The sequence below is a fragment of the Streptomyces sp. NPDC059816 genome (assembly GCF_042732055.1).
Lineage (GTDB): Bacteria > Actinomycetota > Actinomycetes > Streptomycetales > Streptomycetaceae > Streptomyces.
Window position 1 is genome coordinate 23,803 of the sequence record NZ_JBHWIQ010000014.1, and the last position, 21,081, is coordinate 44,883.

20 protein-coding genes are annotated in these 21,081 nt (G+C 71.9%); 7 read left to right on the forward strand and 13 right to left on the reverse strand.

The features are described 5' to 3' along the window. Window positions 1-18: 18 nt before the first annotated feature. From tpg to ACFV88_RS19380, 3 genes are all read right to left on the reverse strand, one after another. On the reverse strand, window positions 19-576 hold the full coding sequence (gene tpg / locus ACFV88_RS19370; RefSeq protein WP_385492763.1) for a telomere-protecting terminal protein Tpg: 558 nt from the start codon (window positions 574-576) through the stop codon (window positions 19-21). 10 nt (window positions 577-586) lie between these two features. After that, on the reverse strand, window positions 587-2,758 hold the full coding sequence (tap, locus tag ACFV88_RS19375) for a telomere-associated protein Tap (protein ID WP_385492764.1): 2,172 nt from the start codon (window positions 2,756-2,758) through the stop codon (window positions 587-589). A 119-nt stretch (window positions 2,759-2,877) separates the two neighbouring features. Then, on the reverse strand, window positions 2,878-3,765 hold the full coding sequence (locus tag ACFV88_RS19380; protein ID WP_385492766.1) for a phosphotransferase enzyme family protein: 888 nt from the start codon (window positions 3,763-3,765) through the stop codon (window positions 2,878-2,880). A gap of 223 nt (window positions 3,766-3,988) precedes the next feature. Here ACFV88_RS19380 and ACFV88_RS19385 point away from each other — a divergent pair, with 223 nt between their 5' ends. After that, a complete protein-coding gene (locus ACFV88_RS19385) occupies window positions 3,989-4,750 on the forward strand; it encodes a metallophosphoesterase family protein (RefSeq protein WP_385492767.1) in 762 nt (253 codons plus the stop codon). Between the two features lie 41 nt (window positions 4,751-4,791). On the opposite strand, the gene ACFV88_RS19390 is transcribed toward ACFV88_RS19385, so the two are convergent. The 3 genes from ACFV88_RS19390 to ACFV88_RS19400 form a co-directional block, all read right to left on the reverse strand. Further along, the gene (locus ACFV88_RS19390) at window positions 4,792-5,679 is read right to left on the reverse strand and encodes a DUF4190 domain-containing protein (RefSeq protein WP_385492769.1); all 888 of its coding nucleotides are present in this window, start codon (window positions 5,677-5,679) and stop codon (window positions 4,792-4,794) included. 192 nt (window positions 5,680-5,871) lie between these two features. After that, complete coding sequence (locus ACFV88_RS19395) at window positions 5,872-6,513, reverse strand: response regulator (RefSeq protein ID WP_385493018.1); 642 nt, start codon at window positions 6,511-6,513, stop codon at window positions 5,872-5,874. Beyond that, a complete protein-coding gene (locus ACFV88_RS19400) occupies window positions 6,510-7,751 on the reverse strand; it encodes a sensor histidine kinase (RefSeq protein WP_385492770.1) in 1,242 nt (413 codons plus the stop codon). Before ACFV88_RS19400 ends, ACFV88_RS19395 begins: the two co-directional genes overlap by 4 nt. A gap of 212 nt (window positions 7,752-7,963) precedes the next feature. On the opposite strand from ACFV88_RS19400, the gene ACFV88_RS19405 reads away from it, so the two are divergent. Beyond that, a complete protein-coding gene (locus tag ACFV88_RS19405) occupies window positions 7,964-8,854 on the forward strand; it encodes an SDR family NAD(P)-dependent oxidoreductase (RefSeq protein ID WP_385492772.1) in 891 nt (296 codons plus the stop codon). A 99-nt stretch (window positions 8,855-8,953) separates the two neighbouring features. Here the strand turns inward: ACFV88_RS19405 and ACFV88_RS19410 are convergent, their stop codons facing one another. Next, window positions 8,954-9,691: an NAD(P)-dependent oxidoreductase gene (locus tag ACFV88_RS19410; protein ID WP_385492774.1), complete on the reverse strand. Its 738-nt coding sequence runs from the start codon at window positions 9,689-9,691 to the stop codon at window positions 8,954-8,956. 94 nt (window positions 9,692-9,785) lie between these two features. On the opposite strand from ACFV88_RS19410, the gene ACFV88_RS19415 reads away from it, so the two are divergent. Continuing rightward, window positions 9,786-10,469, forward strand: coding sequence for a TetR/AcrR family transcriptional regulator (locus tag ACFV88_RS19415; RefSeq protein ID WP_385492775.1), 684 nt, complete (start codon window positions 9,786-9,788; stop codon window positions 10,467-10,469). 7 nt (window positions 10,470-10,476) lie between these two features. Here ACFV88_RS19415 and ACFV88_RS19420 read toward each other — a convergent pair whose 3' ends face one another. Next, window positions 10,477-10,848: a cupin domain-containing protein gene (locus ACFV88_RS19420; protein WP_385492776.1), complete on the reverse strand. Its 372-nt coding sequence runs from the start codon at window positions 10,846-10,848 to the stop codon at window positions 10,477-10,479. A gap of 49 nt (window positions 10,849-10,897) precedes the next feature. Between ACFV88_RS19420 and ACFV88_RS19425 the strand changes: the two genes are divergently transcribed. Then, entirely contained in the window at window positions 10,898-11,749 is an 852-nt protein-coding gene (locus ACFV88_RS19425) for an AraC family transcriptional regulator (protein WP_385492779.1), read from the forward strand. Here ACFV88_RS19425 and ACFV88_RS19430 read toward each other — a convergent pair. From ACFV88_RS19430 to sigJ, 3 genes are all read right to left on the reverse strand, one after another. After that, window positions 11,705-13,372, reverse strand: a complete 1,668-nt coding sequence (locus ACFV88_RS19430) for an ABC-F family ATP-binding cassette domain-containing protein (RefSeq protein WP_385492781.1) — start codon at window positions 13,370-13,372, stop codon at window positions 11,705-11,707. The genes ACFV88_RS19425 and ACFV88_RS19430 overlap by 45 nt on opposite strands. A 217-nt stretch (window positions 13,373-13,589) precedes the next feature. Continuing rightward, entirely contained in the window at window positions 13,590-14,762 is a 1,173-nt protein-coding gene (locus ACFV88_RS19435; RefSeq protein ID WP_385492783.1) for an NAD(P)/FAD-dependent oxidoreductase, read from the reverse strand. Between the two features lie 69 nt (window positions 14,763-14,831). Further along, on the reverse strand, window positions 14,832-15,704 hold the full coding sequence (sigJ, locus tag ACFV88_RS19440) for an RNA polymerase sigma factor SigJ (RefSeq protein ID WP_385492784.1): 873 nt from the start codon (window positions 15,702-15,704) through the stop codon (window positions 14,832-14,834). Window positions 15,705-15,961: 257 nt separating this feature from the next. Between sigJ and ACFV88_RS19445 the strand changes: the two genes are divergently transcribed. The 3 genes from ACFV88_RS19445 (at window position 15,962) to ACFV88_RS19455 (ending at window position 19,892) form a co-directional block, all read left to right on the forward strand. Beyond that, on the forward strand, window positions 15,962-18,205 hold the full coding sequence (locus tag ACFV88_RS19445) for an MMPL family transporter (RefSeq protein ID WP_385492785.1): 2,244 nt from the start codon (window positions 15,962-15,964) through the stop codon (window positions 18,203-18,205). A gap of 195 nt (window positions 18,206-18,400) precedes the next feature. Beyond that, on the forward strand, window positions 18,401-18,775 hold the full coding sequence (locus ACFV88_RS19450) for a hypothetical protein (RefSeq protein WP_385492786.1): 375 nt from the start codon (window positions 18,401-18,403) through the stop codon (window positions 18,773-18,775). A gap of 157 nt (window positions 18,776-18,932) precedes the next feature. Beyond that, window positions 18,933-19,892, forward strand: coding sequence for a threonine/serine dehydratase (locus ACFV88_RS19455; protein ID WP_385492787.1), 960 nt, complete (start codon window positions 18,933-18,935; stop codon window positions 19,890-19,892). Between the two features lie 24 nt (window positions 19,893-19,916). On the opposite strand, the gene ACFV88_RS19460 is transcribed toward ACFV88_RS19455, so the two are convergent. Together ACFV88_RS19460 and ACFV88_RS19465 are read right to left on the reverse strand one after the other, a co-directional pair. Next, complete coding sequence (locus ACFV88_RS19460; RefSeq protein WP_385492790.1) at window positions 19,917-20,561, reverse strand: dihydrofolate reductase family protein; 645 nt, start codon at window positions 20,559-20,561, stop codon at window positions 19,917-19,919. A gap of 110 nt (window positions 20,562-20,671) precedes the next feature. Beyond that, window positions 20,672-21,076 carry a hypothetical protein gene (locus ACFV88_RS19465; protein WP_385492791.1) on the reverse strand — a complete coding sequence of 135 codons (405 nt, stop codon included), beginning with the start codon at window positions 21,074-21,076 and terminating at the stop codon, window positions 20,672-20,674. Window positions 21,077-21,081 lie beyond the last annotated feature (5 nt).

Consider the following 21,081-nt stretch of genomic DNA (forward strand, 5'->3'; position numbering starts at 1 on the left):
ACCCCGGCTTCTTGACTCCTACAGGTCGAACTCCACGTGCTCGACGTCGGTGAAACGGACCTCTTCCAGGCTTCCGGCACGGCGGCCGTGGTCCTGGAAGTACACGTCCTTGAGGGCTTCGGCGGCGATCCCCCGCAGTTCCTCGTCGCTGGCGCCGTGCGCCTGGGCGTCGAAGAGACGGGCGGCGTACTGCGGTGGCAGGGCGACGGTCAGGTGCCGCATCCGGTCCTGGTCGGTCGAGCCGATCGGCGCGGTGTAGCCGAGTCGAGCCCGGGTGTCGATGACGATGCCGCTGGTGCTGGCCGCCCTCTCGCGCGCCTTCGCGCGGATCTGCGGCTGCCACCGGGCACGCACCTCGCGTTCCAGACGCGCGGCGAGGTCCTTGCGAGGGGTCTTGATCTGGTCCTTCACATAACGTTCCACGGTGCGCTGGGACACGCTCAGCAGCTGGGCGACGGCCTTGGTGCCCTTGAGCTGCTTGACCAGGTACCGCATCTGCGGGCCCGCGCTCTTCGGGATCGGGCGGGTGAACGCCTTCTGCACGGCCTGTTCCAGGCCGTCCCCGAACATGCTCATCGCGGTCTACCTACTCTCCGTTGTCCTGGTCGGTGACGGTGCCGTCCTTGATGTACCGGGCGAGGTTGAGCTCCGGCGCACCGAACTGCTCACGGACGCCCTCACCCCACAACGTGGTCTGCGTGCCCTCGTGTTTGACCAGACCGGGATTGACTCCGAGCTTGAATCCCCCCGGCAGCGGTTTGCCGTCCCGGTACGGGAGGAAGTCCAGTGGACCCTCGCCGTTGACCGCGTACACCACGCAGTCGGAGAGCACCGCGATCGGGTACTGCCCGGTGAACGCCGCGTGCTTGACGATCTTCCGGTGGAGGTTGACCCGCGTGCGGGAGATCACGGCCGCGCGGACGTCCGGCCGCCAGGTGGGGCGGGACAGGGCCCGCCACGGCTGACCGGGTCGCCAGCCCTCGCCCCGGGGCCGCTCGCGCAGCTTCCCCAGTCCGCCCTTCACCGTCGCCTTGACCGCGGACACCACGATCGCCAGCTCCGGGTCACGGCCGCGGTAGCCCTCCATCGCCGCCAGGAACTCCTCCGGCGCGAGGTCGGCGCGCACCCCGAGGTCCGCCATCGTGGCGAGGTACGCGTCACGCAGCCGGTTGTACCAGGCGTCCAGGTAGCGACCGTTCTCGTGCCGCACCCACGCCTGGGAAGGACGCACCTCGTACCCGAGTTCCACCGCGTAGGCAACGGTCGGAGTCGCGTACCAGGACGGTCCGTCCGGGCGTTCGCCCTTCGGCGTGAACGGGCTGGGCAGCAGGGCGCCGTCCAGTTGCGCCCACTGCGTGCCGACCTTGACACGGGACAGGTCGACGTGCGACAGGTCCACCAGCCAGCTGCCCGGGAGCTTCGGGTCGAAGGTCGGCTCCGTGACGTGCGCGGGCGCGCCGAGGCCGACGATCAGTCCGTTCGCTCCTGCCGCGAAGGCCATGTTCACGTCGATGCCGACGAGGTTGCGGTGCAGACACTCGTCGTCGGTGAGCGGGCGTGCCCAGTCGTACGCCTCCTCGAACAGTTTCTCCCCGGAACCGCGGACGTGGAAGCGGGGCAGGTCCGCCAGCAGCGGGTGCCCGTCGGGGGCCTCGCACGGCGCCGGGTCGACCGGTTCCCTCCCGAGCGAGCCGGGGTTGTGCTCGGAGTGCCGCTTGCCGTTCGCATCGGGGGCCGAGGCGCGGGTCGGCGGGTGAAGGGCGGTCATCAGTTCCAGGCCCGTGACGGCGGTGGAGCCGCGCGGAGTCATCACCCGAGCCGCGTACACGCCCAGGAGTCGGGCCAGTCCCGCCGGCGGCAACTGGCCGGCCCGCCCCCAGTGTCGGGGGTCGAGCGCCTGCCACGAGGGGATGCACAACTGAACGCACGCACGCTCCGAACCCTGGGCGGCGCGGTAGATCCGTGCCCACGGTCCGAACCCGCGCTTCGTCAGTTTCCACTCCGCGCGCGCCAGCTGCTTGAGGACCTTGTGCCCCTCCGGGAGGCGTCCGGTCAGCCGCTCGTCCTCGGTGAGGGCGGTCGGGAGGCCGTAGCGCTCCAACGCGGCCGTGGTGAGCACGAGCAGCGGGTCGGCGTCCTTGCCCGGCCCCGACAGTCTCGGTTGGCCGAGCCCCGCTTCTCGAAGCGTCCAGTCCACCAGGCCGGCCACCGACTTCGCCGGTACGTCCAGGACCAGGCCGCCGACGCAGTACGCCAACACCTGGCCGTCGTCGTCGACATCGACGACGGCGAGCGGCCCGTTCTCGAACTTCGGGGGCGCGGGAGGGGTGCCCGGTGCGGGCTCCTTCGTCGGCGGGCGGCTCGACGGTTGCCCGGTCGCACGCGGCGGGGGTGGGGGCGCGGGAGGGGTCCGGGTGCTCCCGTGGCCGGTCGTCACCGCGGCTTCGGGGACCGGGTCCGCGGGCAGGGAACGTGGCTGCGGTGTCGGGACGGTCTCGGTCTCGGACGGGGGCGGGGGCGGGGGGTAGAGCCCGGCGAGTCCTTCGAGGAGACGCGCGTAGGCGTCACGCTCCGGGGGCCGCGGCTCGGTCTTGCCGGACTCCCAACCGCTGACCGTGGCCCTGCGCACCTTCAGGGCCTGCGCGATCTCATCGACCGTCAGCCCGTGGGCGCGTCGCAGTCGTCTGCGCTCCTCGGGCGGTGGGAGCGCGGCGCGGGACGCGAGGAGTGCGTCGACGGCGTCGAACAATTCGGACATGGACTACCTCCCGACGGCACCCTATCCCTTGAGCGGACACCTGGCGTACGTTCGGCGTACGCGAGGCGGACGGTTTCCGTTCGGCGGGCACCTTCCCCGCTCGGTTCCGGCGAAGGCCGTCAAGTGGCCTTCGGCGCATTCTCCGGACCGTCCAGTCGCCTGGCGACCGTGTCGAGTGTCGGCCAAGGAGGACCCTGGCGCAGCGAGCGCAGGGACTCCTCGCCCCATCGCCTCCCGTTCGGAAGCCGGTCGCCGCGTTCCCAACGCCAGGCTGCGACCATCGCGAGCACGAGCTGCCGGCAGTCGTCCAGCAGTCCCCGGTCGACGTTCGGATAGTGCGCGCAGACCGCCTCGGCGACATGGGCGAGGTCGAACTCGACGGGTCCACGGCAGCACGTCTCCAGGTCGATGAACAACGGGCCGTTCTTCGTGCCGAGCACATTGCCCGGATGCGGCTCGCCGTGGAGCAGTTGCTCCGTGGCGCCGCGGTCCTCGATCGCCCGTCGCAGGCCTGCCAGTCTGCTACTGAGGAACGCGCGGTCCGCGTCGGCAAGTGCCGGCGAGAGATGCGGGTCGGCAACGACGTCTTCGGCCTCCGTGATGCGATCCGTGAACCGCGGGCTCGGCACGTCGGCCTGGCGCATGCGGGCGTGCAGCTGCTCCAGCGCCGTGGCGTAGTCGACCGGTGAGGTGTGGGTCGTCACGGGTTCGTAGTAGGTCCACAGCGTCACGGTGAAGCCGTCACGCAGGTGCACCCGTGGGACCACCCGGGGTTCCAAGAGGCCCGTCGGGCATCCGACCTCGGCGAGCCGTTGCGCGAGCTCGACTTCGAACGGTGCTGCCCCGTGCTCCGCAGGGGCGACCCGGGCGAGGACGTCGCACGGCGTCAGCCGCAGCGCCAGCCTGTTCGAGTGGTGGAGAACGATCGCGTCGTGGGCCGACAGGTCGAGCGATGCGGCGACCGAAGTCGCAGCTGCGATCGCACGCGGGACGTCGATGCTCTCCACCCGCGAATCCTGGCACGGATGAGCGAGGGGCGGTATCAACCGGCGTGGTCAGGTGCCGATCAGTGCGGCTCGGCACACCGTCAGGGGCGGTCGTTCGACCTTCACTGAGAGTGGCTCGACCTTCGTGGAGACAGCTCGACGCACCCGGAAACGGCCGTCAGGTGAACTACGCGCCCGGCGAACATCCTCGCTCCTCGGCGGACTTCCCCGCACAGTGGCCACCATGCTGAACCGAGTCGCCGTCCTGTCCGACATCCACGGAGTCCTCCCGGCCCTGGAGGCCGCCCTCGCCGAACCCGACGTCAGCGCCGCCGAACGCCTCGTGGTCACCGGCGACATCGCGGCCGGACCGCAGCCCGCCCGGGTCCTCGACCTGTTGCTCGGCCTCGGTGAGCGCGTCGTCTGGGTCAGCGGCAACGCCGACCGCGAGCTGCTGGAGTGCCGCCGGGGAGGAGGCGGCACCGTCCCCGATCCGATCGCCCCCTGGGCGGCCGAACAGCTCCGGGAGGGCCACCTCGACCTCCTCGCCTCGCTGCCGGCATCGGTGTCGCTTTCGGTGCGCGGTCTGGGGAAGGTGCTGTTCTGCCACGCCACCCCCCGTGACGACGAGGAGGTCGTCCTGGTCGACTCCCGCCCGGACCGCTGGGCGGAGGTCTTCGACGGCCTCGGCAGCGACGTCCGCACGGTGGTCTGCGGTCACACCCACATGCCGTTCGTCCGCCTCGCCCACGGTCGGCTCGTGATCAATCCCGGCAGCGTCGGCATGCCCTACGGCCGGGCCGGAGCGCACTGGGCCCTGTTGGGCCCCGGTGTCGAGCTGCGCGTCACCGACTTCGACATCGACGCGGCCGTCGTCGAGGTCTGCCGGGACTCGTCCTATCCCGAGGTCGAAGCGTGGGCGGACTACTTCCTGCGGGCCCGCGCGACCGATGCGGACGCCCTCGCGGCCTTCGGTCCGCGGGACGGCCGCGGCCACGCTCCCTGAGGCCCGGTTGTGGTTCCCGGTCCCCGTGCGGCACCAGCAGATCAGTTGGGGCCGGACCAGTACGAATCCGCCCACCGCTCCAGGTCGGGGCTGAACTGGACCTCGACCTCATCGGCCGCGTCGGGGGGCAGCGAGTAGGCGTACTTGCCGACGGCCTGCTTGCCGGGGAGGACATGGCCGGTGATGATCTTCTGACGTCCGCTTCCGTCGATCACCAGCTCCGCGGAGACGCCGTCGGCGTCCATGACGGTGGGCAGCCCCGTCTCGACCGGGACCCGCTCCGGGCCGGTGTTGACGACGGTGACCGTCACCTCGATCGCCTCGTTGCCCTTCGCGTGGCCCTCCACATAGGCATCGGGGACGAACGGCTTCGGCTTGGCAACCGTGACCTTCAGACCGTCCCCGAACGTGTAGGTCTCGCCGAACGACAACCGCCTGGCCCGCTCCTCCTCACGTTCCTTGTGCCGCTCCCGTTCCTCGGCCGCTTCCTCCGCCGCCGTCGACGCCTCCGCGGCAACGGCGTCGTCACGGGCCTCTTCGGTGACGTCGTTGAGCGTCCACACGGTGAGCGCCCCGCCGCCGACGGAGACCAGCAGACCGACCACGCCCAGGATCACGCCGGCCAGCGCCATCCCCCGGTTGGTGGCCACCCCCTTGCGGACGTGGCTCAGCCCGATGCAGCCGAACACGAGCGCCAGCAGGGCGGGCAGCCAGGACATCCAGAAGAAGATGACGACCAGACCCAGGAGTACGCCGACCACGCCGAGCACCAGGGCCGCGATGCCCATGCCGTTGCGCGGCGGCGGCGTCGCCATCGGGTACGGCCAGTGCGGAGCGGACGGCCCCCACGGTCCGGAGCCCCACGGACCCTGGGCCGTCGGTTCCTGGCCCTTGGGGTTCTGGTCGCCGGGTGGCGCGGGCATGGTCATGCGAAGTCCTTCGGACAGGTTGAATTAGATGGATCGATGACCCTACCAGCCGCTTTTACGGTTTCCTTACCCCTAGCTACGGAATCGCACGCCGGTGGACCCGGAGCGCTGTGGACTTCGCCGGGAGGGGCGGACGTACGGCGATCCGCGGTCGTCGTCGGGGCACGGCCGGGGTGCTGGGAGCCGGCCGCTTCAGAGCACGTCGCGGGCGACGAGGGCGGCCTGGACGCGGTTCGTCACGCCGAGTTCCGTGAGGATGCGACTGACGTGGGCCTTCACCGTCGACTCGCGCAGCTGCAACAGGCCGGCGATCTCCGCATTGGTCAGCCCCTCCGCCACGAGGTCCAGCACTTCGCGCTCCCGAGCCGTCAAACGGGCTACGGCCCTGCGAGCGGCCCGGGTACGTGCGGTGTCGGGGCGGTGGAAACGGCTGATGACGGTACGGGTGACCGTCGGCGAGAGCATGGCGCCACCGCCCGCGACGACCCGGACCGCGCGCAGGATGTCGTCCGGCGGCGTGTCCTTGAGCAGGAAGCCCGCGGCCCCGGCGCGGAGCGCCCCGTACACGTACTCGTCGAGGTCGAAGGTGGTGAGCACGGCCACCGCGGGCGGGCGGGGCAGGGACCGCAGGGCGCCGGTCGCCGCGATGCCGCCCATCACCGGCATGCGGATGTCGACCAGGGCCACGTCCGTACGGGTCCGTCGCGCGAGGTCCACCGCCGCGCGTCCGTCCGGGGCCTCGCCGACGAGTTCGAGTCCGTCGTCGGTCCGCAGGAGATCACTCAGACCGGCCCGGACGAAGGGGTCGTCATCGGCGATCAGCACTCTGATCAGTGGGCCGACTCCCATGCGGCCCCCTTCCTGGTGCCGCCGGCCGGGTGGGCGCCGAGCGGCAGCCGCGCCCGGAGCAGGAACCGGCCGTCATCCGTGCGGCGGGCCGTCAACGCACCGTCCAGGGCGGTGACCCGTTCGGCGACCCCGATGAGACCGTAGCCGCCGTGACCGTTCGGTGCCGGCCCGCCGTCCGGCCCGCCGTCCGCCTCGCCGGGGACGGGGTTCACCGCGCGGACCTCCACCCGGGTCGGGCCGACCACCACCGTCAGCTCCACGGGTTGCGAGGGGGCGTGCTTGCGGGCGTTGGTCAGGGCCTCCTGGACGATGCGGTGCACGGCGAGCCGCAGCGCCGCCGGCAGCCCGGTCAGCGCATCGACCCGGGACCGCACCGGGGTGCCGGCCGCCGTCGCCTCCTCGATCAGGCCCGGGAGGTCGTCCGCGGTGGGTGTCAGCGGCGGCGGGCTCTCGCGATCGCGGAGCGCCCCGAGCAGGTCACGTAGATCGTCCAGCGCGCCGGCGCCGACGTCGCGGAGCAGGGCGAGCCGTTCGCGCACCGGCTCCGGCACCTCGTCCGCGCGCCGCTGGAGCACCCCGGTGTGCAGCACGAGCAGGCTGAGGCGGTGGGCCAGGACGTCGTGCATCTCCCGGGCGATGCGGGCGCGTTCGGACAGGCGCACCTGCTCGTCGCGGAGTCTCGCCAGCACCTCCGCCTCGTCGAGCCGACCGGCCAGGTGCCGGGCCAGTTCGCGATGGCTGCCCGCGGCCAGCCCGAAGGCGAGTGGCACGACCAGGACGGCACAGGGCAGGAAGGTCAGCACCGGCATGTTCAGCCACTCCCGGGCCGGACCGAGGGCCGCGGGCACGTAGGCGGCGCCGGTCAGGGCGAGCGCCACCGCCGGCGGCCGGCGGAGCGTGACTCCGTACAGCGCCACCAGCACGGGCCAGACCTGGCTCTCCAGCAGGAAACCGGCCGTGGCGAGCACCGCGACGGCCAGCGGCAGCCGGCCGCCCAGCGGCAGGGCCGCGCACAGGGCCACGGCCACCGCGGCGCTGGCCCAGGGGTTGCCGATCAAGCCCGCACCGCTGGTCAGTGCATCGCTCACCGCCCGGTACGTCACGAAGGCGAGGCCGGCGGCGAGCAGCAGACGGCGTCGGGCCGGCGTCAGGGGCACCCCGTAGAGGTGCACAACCGGTCCTGTGGTGAAAGGAGTTGAGAACAACGGCGTAGTGGTCCGCATCCCCTGCATGGTAGGCAACCGCGATGCCGAGCGCATGCGACGAAAGTCGGGGGTCCCCGAACGTCACAACCGCCGTTCGTCGGCACGCCTTCCCTTCGTCCGGCGGATGTACCCGGTCCGCGGGTGCAGGAGGGTTCGGGGTGATCGCACGTTCGGGCACCAGGAGGACGACTGTGAGGGACGAGGCAGTGACGGACAGGAGAGTCGGGTCGGTGAACCGGAGGACCGTACTGGGTGGCGCGGCGGCCGCGGCGGCCGGTGCGGCCATGGGGGCACCGGGCGCAGCGGCCTCGCAACGGGCCGCGGGGAGGTCCGGTGCCGGTCGGTACGCGGGCAAGACGGTGCTGATCACCGGCGCCACCAAGGGGATCGGACGGGCCGCGGCGCTGGCCTTCGCCCGTGAGGGCGCCCGGGTCGGCTTCTGCGGACGGACGGCGCGCCTCGGCCGCGAGGTCGAACAGGAGATCCGCGGGTCCGGCGGCGAGGCCACCTACTTCCGTGCCGACGTCCGCGACCCCGCACAGGTGGAGTCGTTCGTGGACCGGGTGGTGGACCGGTACGGCGGCCCGGACGTGGCCTTCAACAACGCGGGCGTCCAGAAGGCGTTCACGGATCTGCACGAGGTGTCGGTCGCGGACTGGGACGATGTCGCCCTCACCAATGCGCGCGGACTGTTCCTGGCGTTGAAGTACGAGATCCCGCACATGCGGCGCCGGGGCGGTGGCGTGATCATCGCGACCGGCTCGTCGAACCAGATCCAGACGCGGCCGGGGTTGGCCTCGTACACGGCGTCCAAGAACAGCGTGACCGGGCTCGTCCAGGCCGCCGCCATCGAGAACGGTCCGTACAACATCCGGGTGGTCGCCCTCGCACCGGGCATGACGGACACGCCGATGTTGGACGTGCACCGGCCCGCGGGCGTCTCGGACGCGGAGTGGGCGCGTTTGAAGGCGGAGATGGCGGCCCGGAGCGTGGACGCGTTCAAGCGGATGGCGCTGCCGGAGGAGATCGCTGCCGCAGCCCTCGGCATGGCCTCCGCCGACTTCGGCTTCCAGACGGGCTCCACCCATCTCGTGGACGGCGGCCAACTGGCCGGCATGTGACCCGTCCGCTCTGCTGATGTCCCGGCGGGGCAGGGACCGGCTCCGGCGACGCCGGGCCACTGCACGGCGCTGCCGCTACGGGGGGCGGCAGCGCACGGGTCAGGGGCGGTCTTCGGGCAGCCGTTCCCGACCGCCCGCCCCGGGGCCGTGGGCTAGGGCGCTCGGGGTGTAGCGGCCGACGATCGCCGGGGCCTCCTGGAGGAGGGCGTCGTCGGTGAGCGCCGCCACCATGAACAGCGCGAAGTCCACCCGGCGCGTGAGGTTGCTCGCCAGTACGGGATCGCCCACCCGCCGGCTCCACACGGGCAGGCCCTGGCTCTCGCCCTCCTCCAAGGTGCTGCCGCGCACCACGGTCCACCGGGTGTCACTGGCGAACACCCGGCGACACGCCTCCACTTGGTCGTCGATCTCGGCGGCGCGGACCAGCTTGCCCAGGAGGGCGGCGACCCTGACCGCTGCCGTGAACAGCCGGGAGTACGTGTCCTTGCCGTCGCGGGTGATGTGCCAGCCGCAGGAGAAGACCAGACGGGCGTCCGGCCGCGCGTGGTCGAGCACCGCCTGTGCCGTGCCCGATGCGTACTGTTGCACGCCCCAGGGCACCAGGACCGTCAGCACCCCGTCGCACCCGGCGACCGCCCGCCGGATCACCTCCGGGTCGTTCGTGGGTCCGGGGACGACGGTCATCCGCCCTTCGAACCCGGCCAGCTTCGGCACGCTGCGTTCCCGGCACACGCCCACCACCTCGTAGCCGCGCTCCAGCGCGTGTCGGACCATGTACTGGCCGAGCTTCCCCGACGCCCCGATGATGCAGACCTTCTTCACGCGTTCCGTGCCCATGGCGCATCCCCTTCGCCGCAACGTTGACCTTACGTCGTAAGGGAACGTAACCTTATGGCGTAAGGCAGTCAAGGAGTCGGGAAGGGGACGGTAGATGCGCGAGGCGGGCCAGGGCCGGCGCAAGGGGGCGGCACGCACCCCGCTCAGCCGCGACCGCGTGATCCGCACCGCGGTCGCGGTGGCGGACGAGAAGGGCACGGCCGCGCTCACCATGCGGGCCATCGCCGAACCGCTGGGCGTCGAAGCCATGTCGCTCTACCACCACGTCGCGAGCAGGGACGACATCCTCGACGGCATGGTGGACGCCGTGTTCAGCGAGATCGCCCTGCCGCCGCGCGACGCGGACTGGAAGAGCGCCATGCGCCTGCGCGCGATCTCCGTACGCACCGTGCTCCGGAGCCATCCGTGGGCCGTCGGCCTGCTGGACTCCCGCGCCCGGCCCGGCCCGGCGACCCTGCGCCACCACGACGCCGTCATCGGGACGCTGCGCACGGGGGGCTTCTCCGTCGCGATGGCCGCGCACGCCTTCTCGCTGATCGACAGCTACCTGTACGGCTTCGTGATGCAGGAGCTGAGCCTGCCGTTCAACGGCGCGGCGGAGCTGGACGAAGTCGCGGGGGCCATCCTCCGCGACATGCCGACCGACGCCTACCCCCACCTCACGGAACTCGCCACCGAACACGCCCTCAAGCCCGGGTACGACTACGCCGACGAATTCACCTTCGGCCTCACCCTGATCCTCGACGCCCTGCACCCGGACGAGGACGCCCGCGCGTAGGGCGACGTCAGCCCAGGGTCTCGGGGGCCCTGGTCAGCGGCCCGCCCGCATCGCCCGTGTTGCGGACTCCCGCCGGTTCCACCAGGAGGACGGCCGTCTCCTCGTCGGCCACCGGGCAGTGCTCGACGCCCCGGGGCACCACGAACAGCTCCCCCGGTTCGAGCACGACGTCGCCGTCCCTGAGCTGGATGACGAGCCGGCCGCTGATGACCAGGAACAGTTCGTCGGTGTCCTCGTGGGCGTGCCAGACGAACTCGCCCTTCAGCTTGGCGACTTTGACTTCGTAGTCGTTGAGATCGGCGAGCTTCTTCTGCGCCCAGAACTCGTTGAACTGCGCGAGGGCGTGGGCGAGGTTCACGGATTCCTTGCGTGTGGTCATACGACGAGCATGCGACCACCGCCGGCACCGGGTCTTGTACGTTCCTGGCATGACCGACGAGCTGCCCCGCACCCGAGTCAGCGCCTGGCGACCGTCGGTCGCGGGGATCACCGAGGTGTTCCACGCCCGATTCACCGACCACGCCTACCCGGTCCACACCCATGACACGTGGAGCCTGATGATCCTCGACGCCGGGACGGTGGACTTCGCCGTCGACCGGCGTCGCCACGGGGCGGCCGGCGCGGGTGCGGTCGTCCTGCTGCCACCCGGGGTACCCCACGACGGGAGGACGGTACAGCCGTCGGGATTCCGCAAGCGCGTGCTCTACCTCGACACCGGGGTCCTCCCGGCACGGTGGATCGGAGCCGCGGTGGACGACCCGGTCCACGCGGACCGGGTCCTGCGCCGTCGCGTCCACCAACTGCACGGGGCACTCACCGGCCCGCAGGACGCGTTCGAAGCGGAGTGCCGACTGACGCTGGTACGCGAACGGCTGCTCCGCCACCTCCGTGCACCGCGGACCGGAGCACCGGACCGCGAGCCTTCGCGCACGGCCGGCGCCCTACGCGACCTGCTGGACGAGCGCCTGTCCAACGGGCTGACCCTCCACGAGGCGGCCGGGCTGCTGCACGCTCACCCCACCCATCTGGTCCGCTGCTTCAAGCAGACCTACGGGCTCCCTCCGCACGCCTACCTCACCGGCAGGCGCATCGACCGGGCACGCCGGCTCCTGCTCGCCGGCCAGCGACCGGCGGACGTCGCAGCGGCGGTGGGCTTCTACGACCAGGCCCATCTGAACCGGCACTTCACCCGCCACCTCGACGTCACACCGGCTCGCTACGCCCGGTACCGGAGGTCAGCCCACCTCCAGACGCGGCCAGTCGGCGAGGTCCCGCAGTAGTTGCCGGTCGTGCGTGGCGACGACGACGGCGACGCTCGTTCCACGGATCGCGTCGGTCAGCTCGTCGACCAGGCCCGACGACAGATGGTTGGTCGGTTCGTCGAGCAGGACCAGTCCGGGCCGCCCGGCCAGCGCCAGCGCCAGGTCGAGGCGCCGCTGCTGCCCCTGCGACATCCGCCCGACCGGAGTGCGAGCGGCCTCGGAGTCCAGCAGCCCGAGCCCTCCCAGCGGCACGGCGTCGGCGTCCCGCAACACACCGCGGGCCACCCACCGTCCCACCTGGTCGGCGTACACCTCACGGGCCGTGAGCCGGGGGTCCTGCGCGGTGGTCTCCTGGGTGACCCGGACGATCCGCGCCCCCTGCGCCACCACGACGTGCCCGGCCGTGGGAGCGAGCGAACCGGCCAGCACCGCGAGCAGCGTGGACTTGCCGGCACCGTTCGGTCCGGTGACGAGCAGCCGGTCACCGCCGTCGAGGGTGAGGTCGAGGGGACCGGCCAGCCGCCCGGCGACGGCGACACCGTGCGCCCGCACCTGTGGCGCACCCGGACGGATGCCGAAGTCGGGCCACCGCAGGGCCGGTGGCGGCTCCGGTACGTCGATCCGGTGCGCTTCCAGGGCTTCCTGCTGCCGGTTCAGGGCCTGGACGACGCCCGGTGCACGGGACTGCCGTTGGTGCTTCCCCGTCCCCTTGTCCGGTCGCCAGCCGGTGGAGAGCCGGTCCCGGGCCTTCGACACCGCGTCCTGGAGCCGACGGTGCTCGGTCTGCTGCTCCTCGTGGTCCTGCTCCCAGCGTTCCCGCTCGCGGCGTCTGCCGTCCTGCCAGGAGTCGTAACTCCCGGTGTACAGGCGGGCCCTGCCGTCGCGGGTCGGATCGAGGTCGAGGAACCGGTTCGCGACGTCGCGCAACAGCGCCCGGTCGTGGCTGACGACGGCGAGCCCGCCGTGGTGCTCGCGCAGGCTGCGGGTCAGGAAGTCCAGCCCGGCGGCATCGAGGTGGTTGGTCGGTTCGTCGAGCAGCAGGACGTCGTGTCGGGCGCCGAGCAGGCACGCCAGCCTGACCCGGTAGCGCTGCCCGACCGACATCGTCGTCAGGGGGCGGTCGCGGTCGGTGGGGGCGCCCAGGGATGCGAGTGCAACGTCGACGCGGCGTTCGGCGTCCCACGCGTCGAGCCGGGTGGCGGCTTCGAGTGCAGCGGCGTACCGGTCGCCGGCGGCGGGGTCGCCGTCGGTCATGGCGCAGGCCGCCCGGTCCAGCGCGTCGAGGGCGGCCAGCGACGCGGTCGCCGCCCGGGCGGTCAGGGTGCCGACGCTCTCGCCGCCCCGCACGGACAGTTCCTGTCGTGCCAGGCCGATCGTGCCGGCCCGACGAACGGTGCCCCCGTCGGGTGTGATCAGCCCGGCGAGTACGTGGAGGAGGGTCGTCTTGCCGCGGCCGTTCTCGCCGACGACGGCGGTCCGCGACCGGGCGGACACGGTGAGCGAGACGTCGTTCAGGACGCGTCGGGCTCCGCGGGTGACGGTGACGCCCTCGATGCGCAGGTGCGCGCCGGCACCCGCCTCGACGGGCAGGGACACGGCTTCGTGGGTCGGCGTGGTCGGCGTGATCGGCGTGGGGTTCAACGGTGCTCCGCAGCTCGCAGTGGAGCCGGGCAAGCGGAAGGGCCGCCCGGCGGGAACCGGGACGGCGAGCGCTGATTCAGCAGGGAGAAGGCGCCGCCGTCAGCGGGCGGATCGAACCTTCTGCGACCAGATACCTCGTGCCATGACAGCGAGCATAGCAACCCGGCCCTCACGGCTGGCCGGGCCGTGAGGAGACCGGGCGGCCCCTGTGCGGGGTTCAGACGGCGGAAACGGCCTCCTCGTCGGGAAGGTCGGGGAGCTCGGGGAGGGGGAAGAACGGGATGTCGAGGTGGACGTGGTCCGCGGCGGCAAGGATCTCCGAGGCGTCGTCGACCGGAGGGTGGATCTGCTCGTTGATCCACTTCTTGACGCTCGCGCCCTCGGCACCGGAGGCCATCACCGTGCGGTCCCAGCCCCGGGTGAAGACCGCACCGGCGCTCCCCAGGTGCAGGCAGGTGACGTACGGGCCGGGGGTGAAGTCGCGCAGCGGCACGTCGAGCAGATCGGCTGCCGCGTTGTAGCCGGCCACCCTGCCCAGCGGGGTGGCGTGCTGGCACGCCTGCATGACGGTGTGCTCGGAGTCGAAGGCCGCAGCGGCCGTGTCTCCGGCGACGAACACCTCGGGAAGCGCCCGCAGGTGTCGGTCCACCGGGATCCTGCCGAGGTGATCCAACTCCTTGGATATCTGCCCGGTGAGCTCACTGGCCCTGATCCCCACGGACCAGACCACGGCGTCCGCCGGGACCCTGGTGCCGTCACGGAGCACGGCGTAGCCGTCGCCGACCTCCGTCACCGTCGTCCCCAGGCGACGTTCGACGCCCAACTCGTCCAAGGCCGACTCGATCGCCGCCCGCGGGCCCGGGCCGAGTTGCTCGGCGACCACCTCCGACCGGTCCACCAGCAACACCCTCCCTCGGGCGGCCAGTTCGGTGGCGGCCTCCAGTCCGACGAATCCGGCGCCGACGACCACGACGGAGTGCTCCGCCCGGCCGCGCAGATGGTCGGTGAGGCGACGGGCCCCGTCCAGGGTGTCGATGTCGAAGAGCCGTTCGGCGCCGGGCAGGCCCCGGGGCGGGACGAGCTTGCTGCCCGCCGCCAGCACCAAGCGGTCGTAGGCGATCTCCCGGCCGGCTGCCACCACGACGCGGCGGCCGGTGTCGATCGTGCTCACCGAGGCCCGCAGGTGCTCGACGCCGATCGGTTCGAGGACCCGGCTCAGCTCGACCTTGGCCAGGTCCGGCTCCGCCTCGTAGAGCCGCGGCCTCAGCACCAGGTGTTCGTTCGGCGCGATGAGCGTGATGCGCAGGTCCGCATCGCCGCGCACCAGCGCCGCGCCCGCCGCGCTCCACACGCCCGCGAAACCGCCTCCGATGATCACTACGTGGGCCATCGTGTCGTCCCTCTCCCGTTCGGCCCCTCCGGGGATCGGAGGGTTCGACAGGGAGACAGGACAGCGGATTCAGATGTGACCGATGCGGGCCAGCTTCTCGGGATTGGCCAGTCTGCGGAGCTCCGTGATCCGCCCGTCGGTGATCTCCACCGTGTCGAGCCAGAGCAGTTGACCCGCGCGGTAGGTCGCCAGGGCCGGGTACCCGTTCGCTTCGACGATCCGGATCGAGTCGGGACGAAGGATCGTGACCAGCCTGACCGCCAGCAGGGCGATCGGCCCGGCGCCCAGGACCGGCCTGCGGGCGGCGGCGACCCGACCGCCGCCGTCGCCGACGTAGACCGCCCCGGGGTCCAGCAGTGCGACGAGCCCGGCCATGTCCCCCGCTTGGGCAGCCGCCTTGAACGCCCCGAGGACGCGTTCCGTTTCGGCTCTGGACGCCCGGGGGCGCTCCTTGACCTGGGCGATCCGCGCCCGTGCACGGGAGGCGAGCTTCCGGCTGGCGGCCGGCGTGCCGCCCAGCACCTCGGCGATCCGGACGAACGGGAAGTCGAAGACGTCGTGCAGCACCAGCGCCACCCGCTCGGCGGGGGTGAGCCGCTCCATGACGACCAGCATCGCGGTGCCCACCGACTCGTCCACGAGCACCTGGGTGGCGACGTCGGGTCCGGTCAGCAGCGGCTCGGGGAGCCAGGGCCCGACATAGGACTCGCGTCGGACCCGGGCCGACTTCAGCACGTTGTACGAGGTCCGGGCGGCCACGGTCACCAACCAGGCCCGTAGGTCGCGCACGTCGGACCGGTCGGCCGCGGCGGCGCGCAACCAAACCTCCTGGGTGACGTCCTCGGCCTCGGCCACGGTGCCCAGGATCCGGTAGGCCGCTCCGAAGACCGCGGGGCGGTGCGAGGCCCAGTCGACGTCCGCCAACGCACCGGTCAGCTCCACCCGTTGTCCCCTCTGCCCCGTGCGTTCGTGATCTCGTCCGATTCTAGGTTCCGTCCGGCGGACCGACGTCCCCGAACGGCCGCTGGAGCCGCGGCCCGTGCCCGATGTCACGAACGGCGGGCCTCGTTCCGTCGACCTCCTGGAAGCACCCCGAGGGGGCACGGCCGTGCCCACCGAGAAGGCGCTCCCGCTCGACGGGCCCCTGTGGAACCGGTCATCCGGTGGGCGGGGGCGGAACACTCCGAGGAGAGACAGACATGCTCCAGTCACTGGCCCGGGCCGTACTACGGCAGCGCAGGCGCTTCCTCCGCGTCGCCCTGCTGCTGTTCGTGGTCGCCGCCGCCGTGGGCGCCACCGCGTTCCCGAGACTCTCGGCCGGCGGCTACGAGGACCCGGGGACCGAGTCGGCCCGGGCGACAGCGTTCCTGGCCGACCGCTTCGACGTGGGTCAACCCAATCTGGTGCTGCTCGTCGAGGACGAACGGGGTGTGGACGACGCGACGGTCGCCACCGCCGCCGCACGGGTGACGGAACGTCTGGCCGCGGAACCCGACGTCCGCCAGGCGTACTCGTACTGGTCGGCGGGCCGGCCGGCAGCACTGCGGGCCGCGGACTCCCGAAGTGCCCTGATCCTGGCCTGGGTCAGGGGGAACGACGACCACGTCCAGAGGTGGATGTCCGAGCGCGGCGGGGCGTACGAGGGCACCGTGGAAGGGGTGCAGATCCGGCAGGGCGGCGCCGCGAAGGCGGGCGTCGAGATCACCGACCGGACGATGGCGGACCTGCTCAAAGCCGAGGCCATCGCGATGCCGGTGCTCCTGGTCGTCCTGATCTTCGTCTTCCGTGGAGTGGTCGCGGCCGCGATGCCGCTGGTGATCGGCACCCTGACGATAGCGTGCGCCTTCTTCGTGCTGCGCGTACTCACCCTGTTCACCGATGTGTCGGTCTTCGCGATGAACATCACCACCGGGCTGGGGCTGGGACTCGCCGTCGACTACAGCCTGTTCATCATCAGCCGGTACCGCGAGGAGCTGGCGCGCGGCGCCGACACCGACACGGCCCTGATCACCAGCGTGCGTACGGCGGGCCGTACCGTGGCGTTCTCCGCGGTGACGGTCGCATTGGCGCTCGGCGGCCTGCTGGTCTTCCCGTTCTACTTCCTGCGCTCCTTCGCCTATGCCGGCATTCCCGTGGCACTGATCGCCGCGCTGGCCTCGGTGACCGTGCTGCCGGCGCTGTTGAAGGTCCTCGGTCCGCGCATCGACAGCCTCCGGGTGCCCGGCCGGTCCGGGCCCCGGCGGGAGGAGAACTTCTGGCACCGCACGGCCACGGCGGTGATGCGCTTCCCGCTGCCCGTCGGTCTGGCCGCCGTCGCCCTGCTCCTGCTGCTCGGGGCGCCTTTCCTCCACCTCAAGCTGAATCTGGCCGACGAGCGCATCCTGCCGTCGAGCGCCAGTTCCTTCCAGGTCGGCGAGGTCATGCGCAACGAGTACGCCTCCCAGGAGAACCACGCCGCGTTGGTGGTGCTGCGTGCGGTGGGCGATCCCGCGGCGGCCGTGGGCGAGGTCGACGCCTACGCGCAGCGGCTGTCCCGGCTGGCCGGCGTGGCGCGGGTCGACACCTACACGGGCGGCTATGCGCACGGCGAGCGCCGCACTCCCCCGGGTGCCGCATCGGCCGCCTTCGCCGCGGAGCGGTCCGCCTATCTGAAGGTGGTCCCGAAGGAACCCGAGACGGACGACGCGGGCCGTGCGCTGGTGCAGGAGATCCGCACCGCGCACGCGCCGTTCCCCGTTCAGGTCACCGGTCCCGGCGCGGTCCTGGAGGACTCGTTGCGGTCCTTGACGTCGAAGATGCCCTGGGCCCTGGCCGTCATCGGCGGCAGCACGCTGGTCCTGCTGTTCCTGCTGACGGGGAGCGTGCTGCTGCCCCTCAAGGCGCTGGTGCTGAACCTGCTCAGTCTGAGTGCCACCTTCGGCGTTCTGGTGTGGGGCTTCCAGGAAGGTCATCTGGACGGCGTCATCGGCAGCTTCACGGTGACCGGCGCGATCACGTGGAGCGTGCCGATGCTGCTGTTCTGCATCGCCTTCGGACTGTCGATGGACTACGAGGTGTTCCTGCTCTCCCGCATCAAGGAGGAGTACGAGCGAACGGGTGACCCCGTCGGGTCGGTGGCCCGGGGGCTGGGCCGCACCGGCAGTCTGGTGTCGGCCGCGGCGCTGCTCGTCGCCATCGTCTTCGCCGGCTTCATGACCTCGGGCATCACCTATCTCAAGGCCATCGGCCTGGGGCTGGCGCTCGCCGTGCTCATGGACGCCACGGTGGTGCGCGGGTTGTTGGTACCCGCGTTCATGCGTCTGGCGGGCAGCGCCAACTGGTGGGCACCGGGGCCGCTGCGGCGGTTGCACGGTCGGATCGGTCTGCGCGAGTCCGATCCGCCGGAGCCGGTGCCCGAGCACCGGGCCGACCCGGATGCAGTGGTGCCCCGCAGCCGCACCTGAGCCGGCCGGGCGGGTCCCCGCTTCCCGGGCAGTGATGACGGTCCAGTGATCGCGTGGGATGTCCACCCCGGTGGGGAGGTGAACAACCGTCCCGCGGATCAGGGATCCGGGTGACCTGCCCGGCGCCGGAGGTTCGGACGGGGCGGCCGGTGCCAAGCTCCTGGTGACGCATCGCACGATCAGGGGGATTCAGCCATGGGACGAACGACCCGAGCGCTACTGACGGCCGTCACCGCGACGAGCACCGCGCTGCTCACGGCGGCACCGGCCTCGGCCGGCGAGCAGACCGTGCAGGTCAACGGTCAGACCCGCGGGTACGGAGGCGCGGGCAGCGACGGTCTACGGGTGTACGCCTGTGACACCTTCAGCGACAACTGGGGCGTACGGACCCACTACACGTTCACGAGCAGTTCCGGGAACCTGGTGACGGCGACGATCGCCGACGCCAACGGGGTCACCGCCGGGTGCGGGGAGCAGAGCACGAGCGCCAGCGCACCGGTGCTCAGCTATCGGGTCTGCGCGGGCGCGGCCGGCGCGGACACCGGCTGCACCGCGTGGTTCAAACCCTGAACGGAGCGTCTGCGCTGCTCAGCGCGTCGGGGGGCGCCCTCGCCCGCCGCTGAGCGGTGCTACGGTCCCTAGGTCTCCGCGGGAGACTCGCGCGAGCCCGCCGGCGGGCTCGTCCCCTTCCGTCGCCCGCCGGGGACCCGCACAGAAGGGCACAGCCGTGATCGACATCTCGGACATCGAAGAGGCGTCCCGCCGCATCGCAGGGCAGGTCCTGCGCACCCCGACCGTTGCCGCCCCGGGCCTGTCCGCGCTGCTCGGGGTTCCGGTCACCGCCAAGCTGGAGCTGTTGCAGCGCACCGGCTCCTTCAAGGCGCGCGGGGCGGCGGCGAAGCTGCTGGCGTTGAGCGCGGCGGACCGCGCCGCCGGGGTGGTCGCGGTGAGCGGCGGCAACCACGGGATCGCCGTTGCGGTCATGGCCGAGGTGCTGGACGTGAAGGCGACCGTGGTCATGCCGCGGTCGGCACCCGCACGCGCGGTGGAGATCGCCGAAGCCGCGGGGGCCACGGTGAAGCTGGCCGACACCATGGACGCCGCGTTCGCGCTCATGACCCGCTTGCAGGGCGAGGGGCTCACCCTGGTCCATCCGTTCGACGATCCCGTGGTGGTGGCCGGCCAGGGCACGGTCGGTCTGGAACTCGCGGAGGACGCCGGTGAGGTGACCGACGTCCTCGTCAGCGTCGGGGGTGGCGCGCTGGTCTCCGGTGTCGCCGTGGCGCTGCGTGCCCGACGGCCCCAGGTGCGGATCTGGGGCGTGGAGACGGAGGGCGCCCGGTCCATGTCCGCGGCGCTGGCCGCGGGCGGCCCCGTACCCGTCGAGTTGTCCTCGATCGTCTCCACGCTGAGCGCGCCCGCCGTTTCCCAGCTCACCTACGACCATGTGTCCGCCCTCGTCACCGACGTGGTCGTGGTGTCGGACGCCGAGGCCGTGCAGGGCACCCTCGATCTCGCGAACCATGCCAAGGTCTGGACGGAGCCGGCCGCGGGATGCCTCCTTCCGGCGGCCCGGCAGGTGCTGGACCGCGTCGGTGACGGGGCGAGGCTGGGGCTGGTGCTCTGCGGCGGCAACGCGACCACCACGGACGTCATGTCCTGGGCGGACCGGTTCCACCTGCGGTGACGCACAGGCCGCCCCGAGCGGTGGTCATCTGCGCCAGAACAGGTGGTGCGTCACCCCGCTCGGGCTGGGCACGACCTCCAGGTGGAACCGGTCGAGCAGTTCGTCGGGGGACTCCCACAGGCGTACTCCCGAGCCGAGCTCCACCGGTGAGACGACCACGTGCAGGGTGTCGACGAGGTCGGCGTCGAGGAACTGCCGGATGGTGGTCGCCCCGCCGCCGAGTCGGACGTCCTTGCCCTGCGCCGCTTCCCGGGCCTGGTCGAGGACCGTGGCGGGGTCGCCGCCGACGAAGTGGAACGTGGTGTCGGAGAGGGTGAACGAAGGGCGCTCGTGGTGGGTCATGACGTACACCGGGGTGTGGAACGGGGGCTCGTCACCCCACCAGCCCTGCCACGTGTGGTCCTGCCAGGGGCCGCGCTGGGGGCCGAACTTGTTGCGGCCCATGATCTCGGCGCCGATGTTGCGGGCGAAGTCGCGGGTGAAGTAGTCGTCGAGGCCCCGACTGCCCCCGGGGTCGGTGCGCATGGGCCAGCTCGCCGTGGCGCCGGCCCAGGCGAACAGCCGCCCGGGATCGACATGGCCGAAGGGACGTTCGAGGCTCTGGTCCTCACCGGCGCCGATGCCGTCGCTCGACACGTTGAAGTTCTGCACTCTGAGTAGCTGTGGCACGTTCTTGCTCGCCTTCCTCCGGTGCGGGTGTTGACGGGGGTGAGACCGTCCGGGCCGGCAAAACTCATCGCCACCTCCGCGGCCGATCCGGGGCGCCGGCGTCCGGCGGGTCAGGTCCGGCGGCGTTTCGGCCGCGGGGGTGGTCCGTAGACCCGGGCCAGGGCGTTGCGCACGGCGATGCGGCCGACCGCCCGGAAGGACCCCGGGCGGGAATCCACCTCGTGGATCCGGATGCCGCGCAGCACCACCGCCAACGCGCAGGTGGTGCCGCCCAGCTCCGCCAGTTCCTCGCGGACGCCCGCGGCGAGCGCGGTCCGGTAGGCGGTCAGCTCGTCCGGGCCGAGGTCTCCGTGGGTGGTCAGGTCGGCGGCCACCTCGAACACGACGCCGTCCTCCCAGGGCTCGAAGTCCACGGTGACCTCGGCGAAATCGGAGGGGCAACTGCTCTGGCGCGCGTAGACGGCCCGGACACCCCGGACCGGGTGCGGAGGGAACGTGCTGACCTCGGACTCCATGGGGC

Coding starts and splice junctions, on each gene's coding strand:
- tpg (WP_385492763.1), bottom strand. CDS start 576: ATGAGCATGTTCGGGGACGGCCTGGAACAGGCCGTGCAGAAGGCGTTC.
- tap (WP_385492764.1), bottom strand. CDS start 2,758: ATGTCCGAATTGTTCGACGCCGTCGACGCACTCCTCGCGTCCCGCGCC.
- ACFV88_RS19385 (WP_385492767.1), top strand. CDS start 3,989: ATGCTGAACCGAGTCGCCGTCCTGTCCGACATCCACGGAGTCCTCCCG.
- ACFV88_RS19390 (WP_385492769.1), bottom strand. CDS start 5,679: ATGACCATGCCCGCGCCACCCGGCGACCAGAACCCCAAGGGCCAGGAA.
- ACFV88_RS19400 (WP_385492770.1), bottom strand. CDS start 7,751: ATGCGGACCACTACGCCGTTGTTCTCAACTCCTTTCACCACAGGACCG.
- ACFV88_RS19410 (WP_385492774.1), bottom strand. CDS start 9,691: ATGGGCACGGAACGCGTGAAGAAGGTCTGCATCATCGGGGCGTCGGGG.
- ACFV88_RS19415 (WP_385492775.1), top strand. CDS start 9,786: ATGCGCGAGGCGGGCCAGGGCCGGCGCAAGGGGGCGGCACGCACCCCG.
- ACFV88_RS19420 (WP_385492776.1), bottom strand. CDS start 10,848: ATGACCACACGCAAGGAATCCGTGAACCTCGCCCACGCCCTCGCGCAG.
- ACFV88_RS19425 (WP_385492779.1), top strand. CDS start 10,898: ATGACCGACGAGCTGCCCCGCACCCGAGTCAGCGCCTGGCGACCGTCG.
- ACFV88_RS19435 (WP_385492783.1), bottom strand. CDS start 14,762: ATGGCCCACGTAGTGATCATCGGAGGCGGTTTCGCGGGCGTGTGGAGC.
- ACFV88_RS19445 (WP_385492785.1), top strand. CDS start 15,962: ATGCTCCAGTCACTGGCCCGGGCCGTACTACGGCAGCGCAGGCGCTTC.
- ACFV88_RS19450 (WP_385492786.1), top strand. CDS start 18,401: ATGGGACGAACGACCCGAGCGCTACTGACGGCCGTCACCGCGACGAGC.
- ACFV88_RS19465 (WP_385492791.1), bottom strand. CDS start 21,076: ATGGAGTCCGAGGTCAGCACGTTCCCTCCGCACCCGGTCCGGGGTGTC.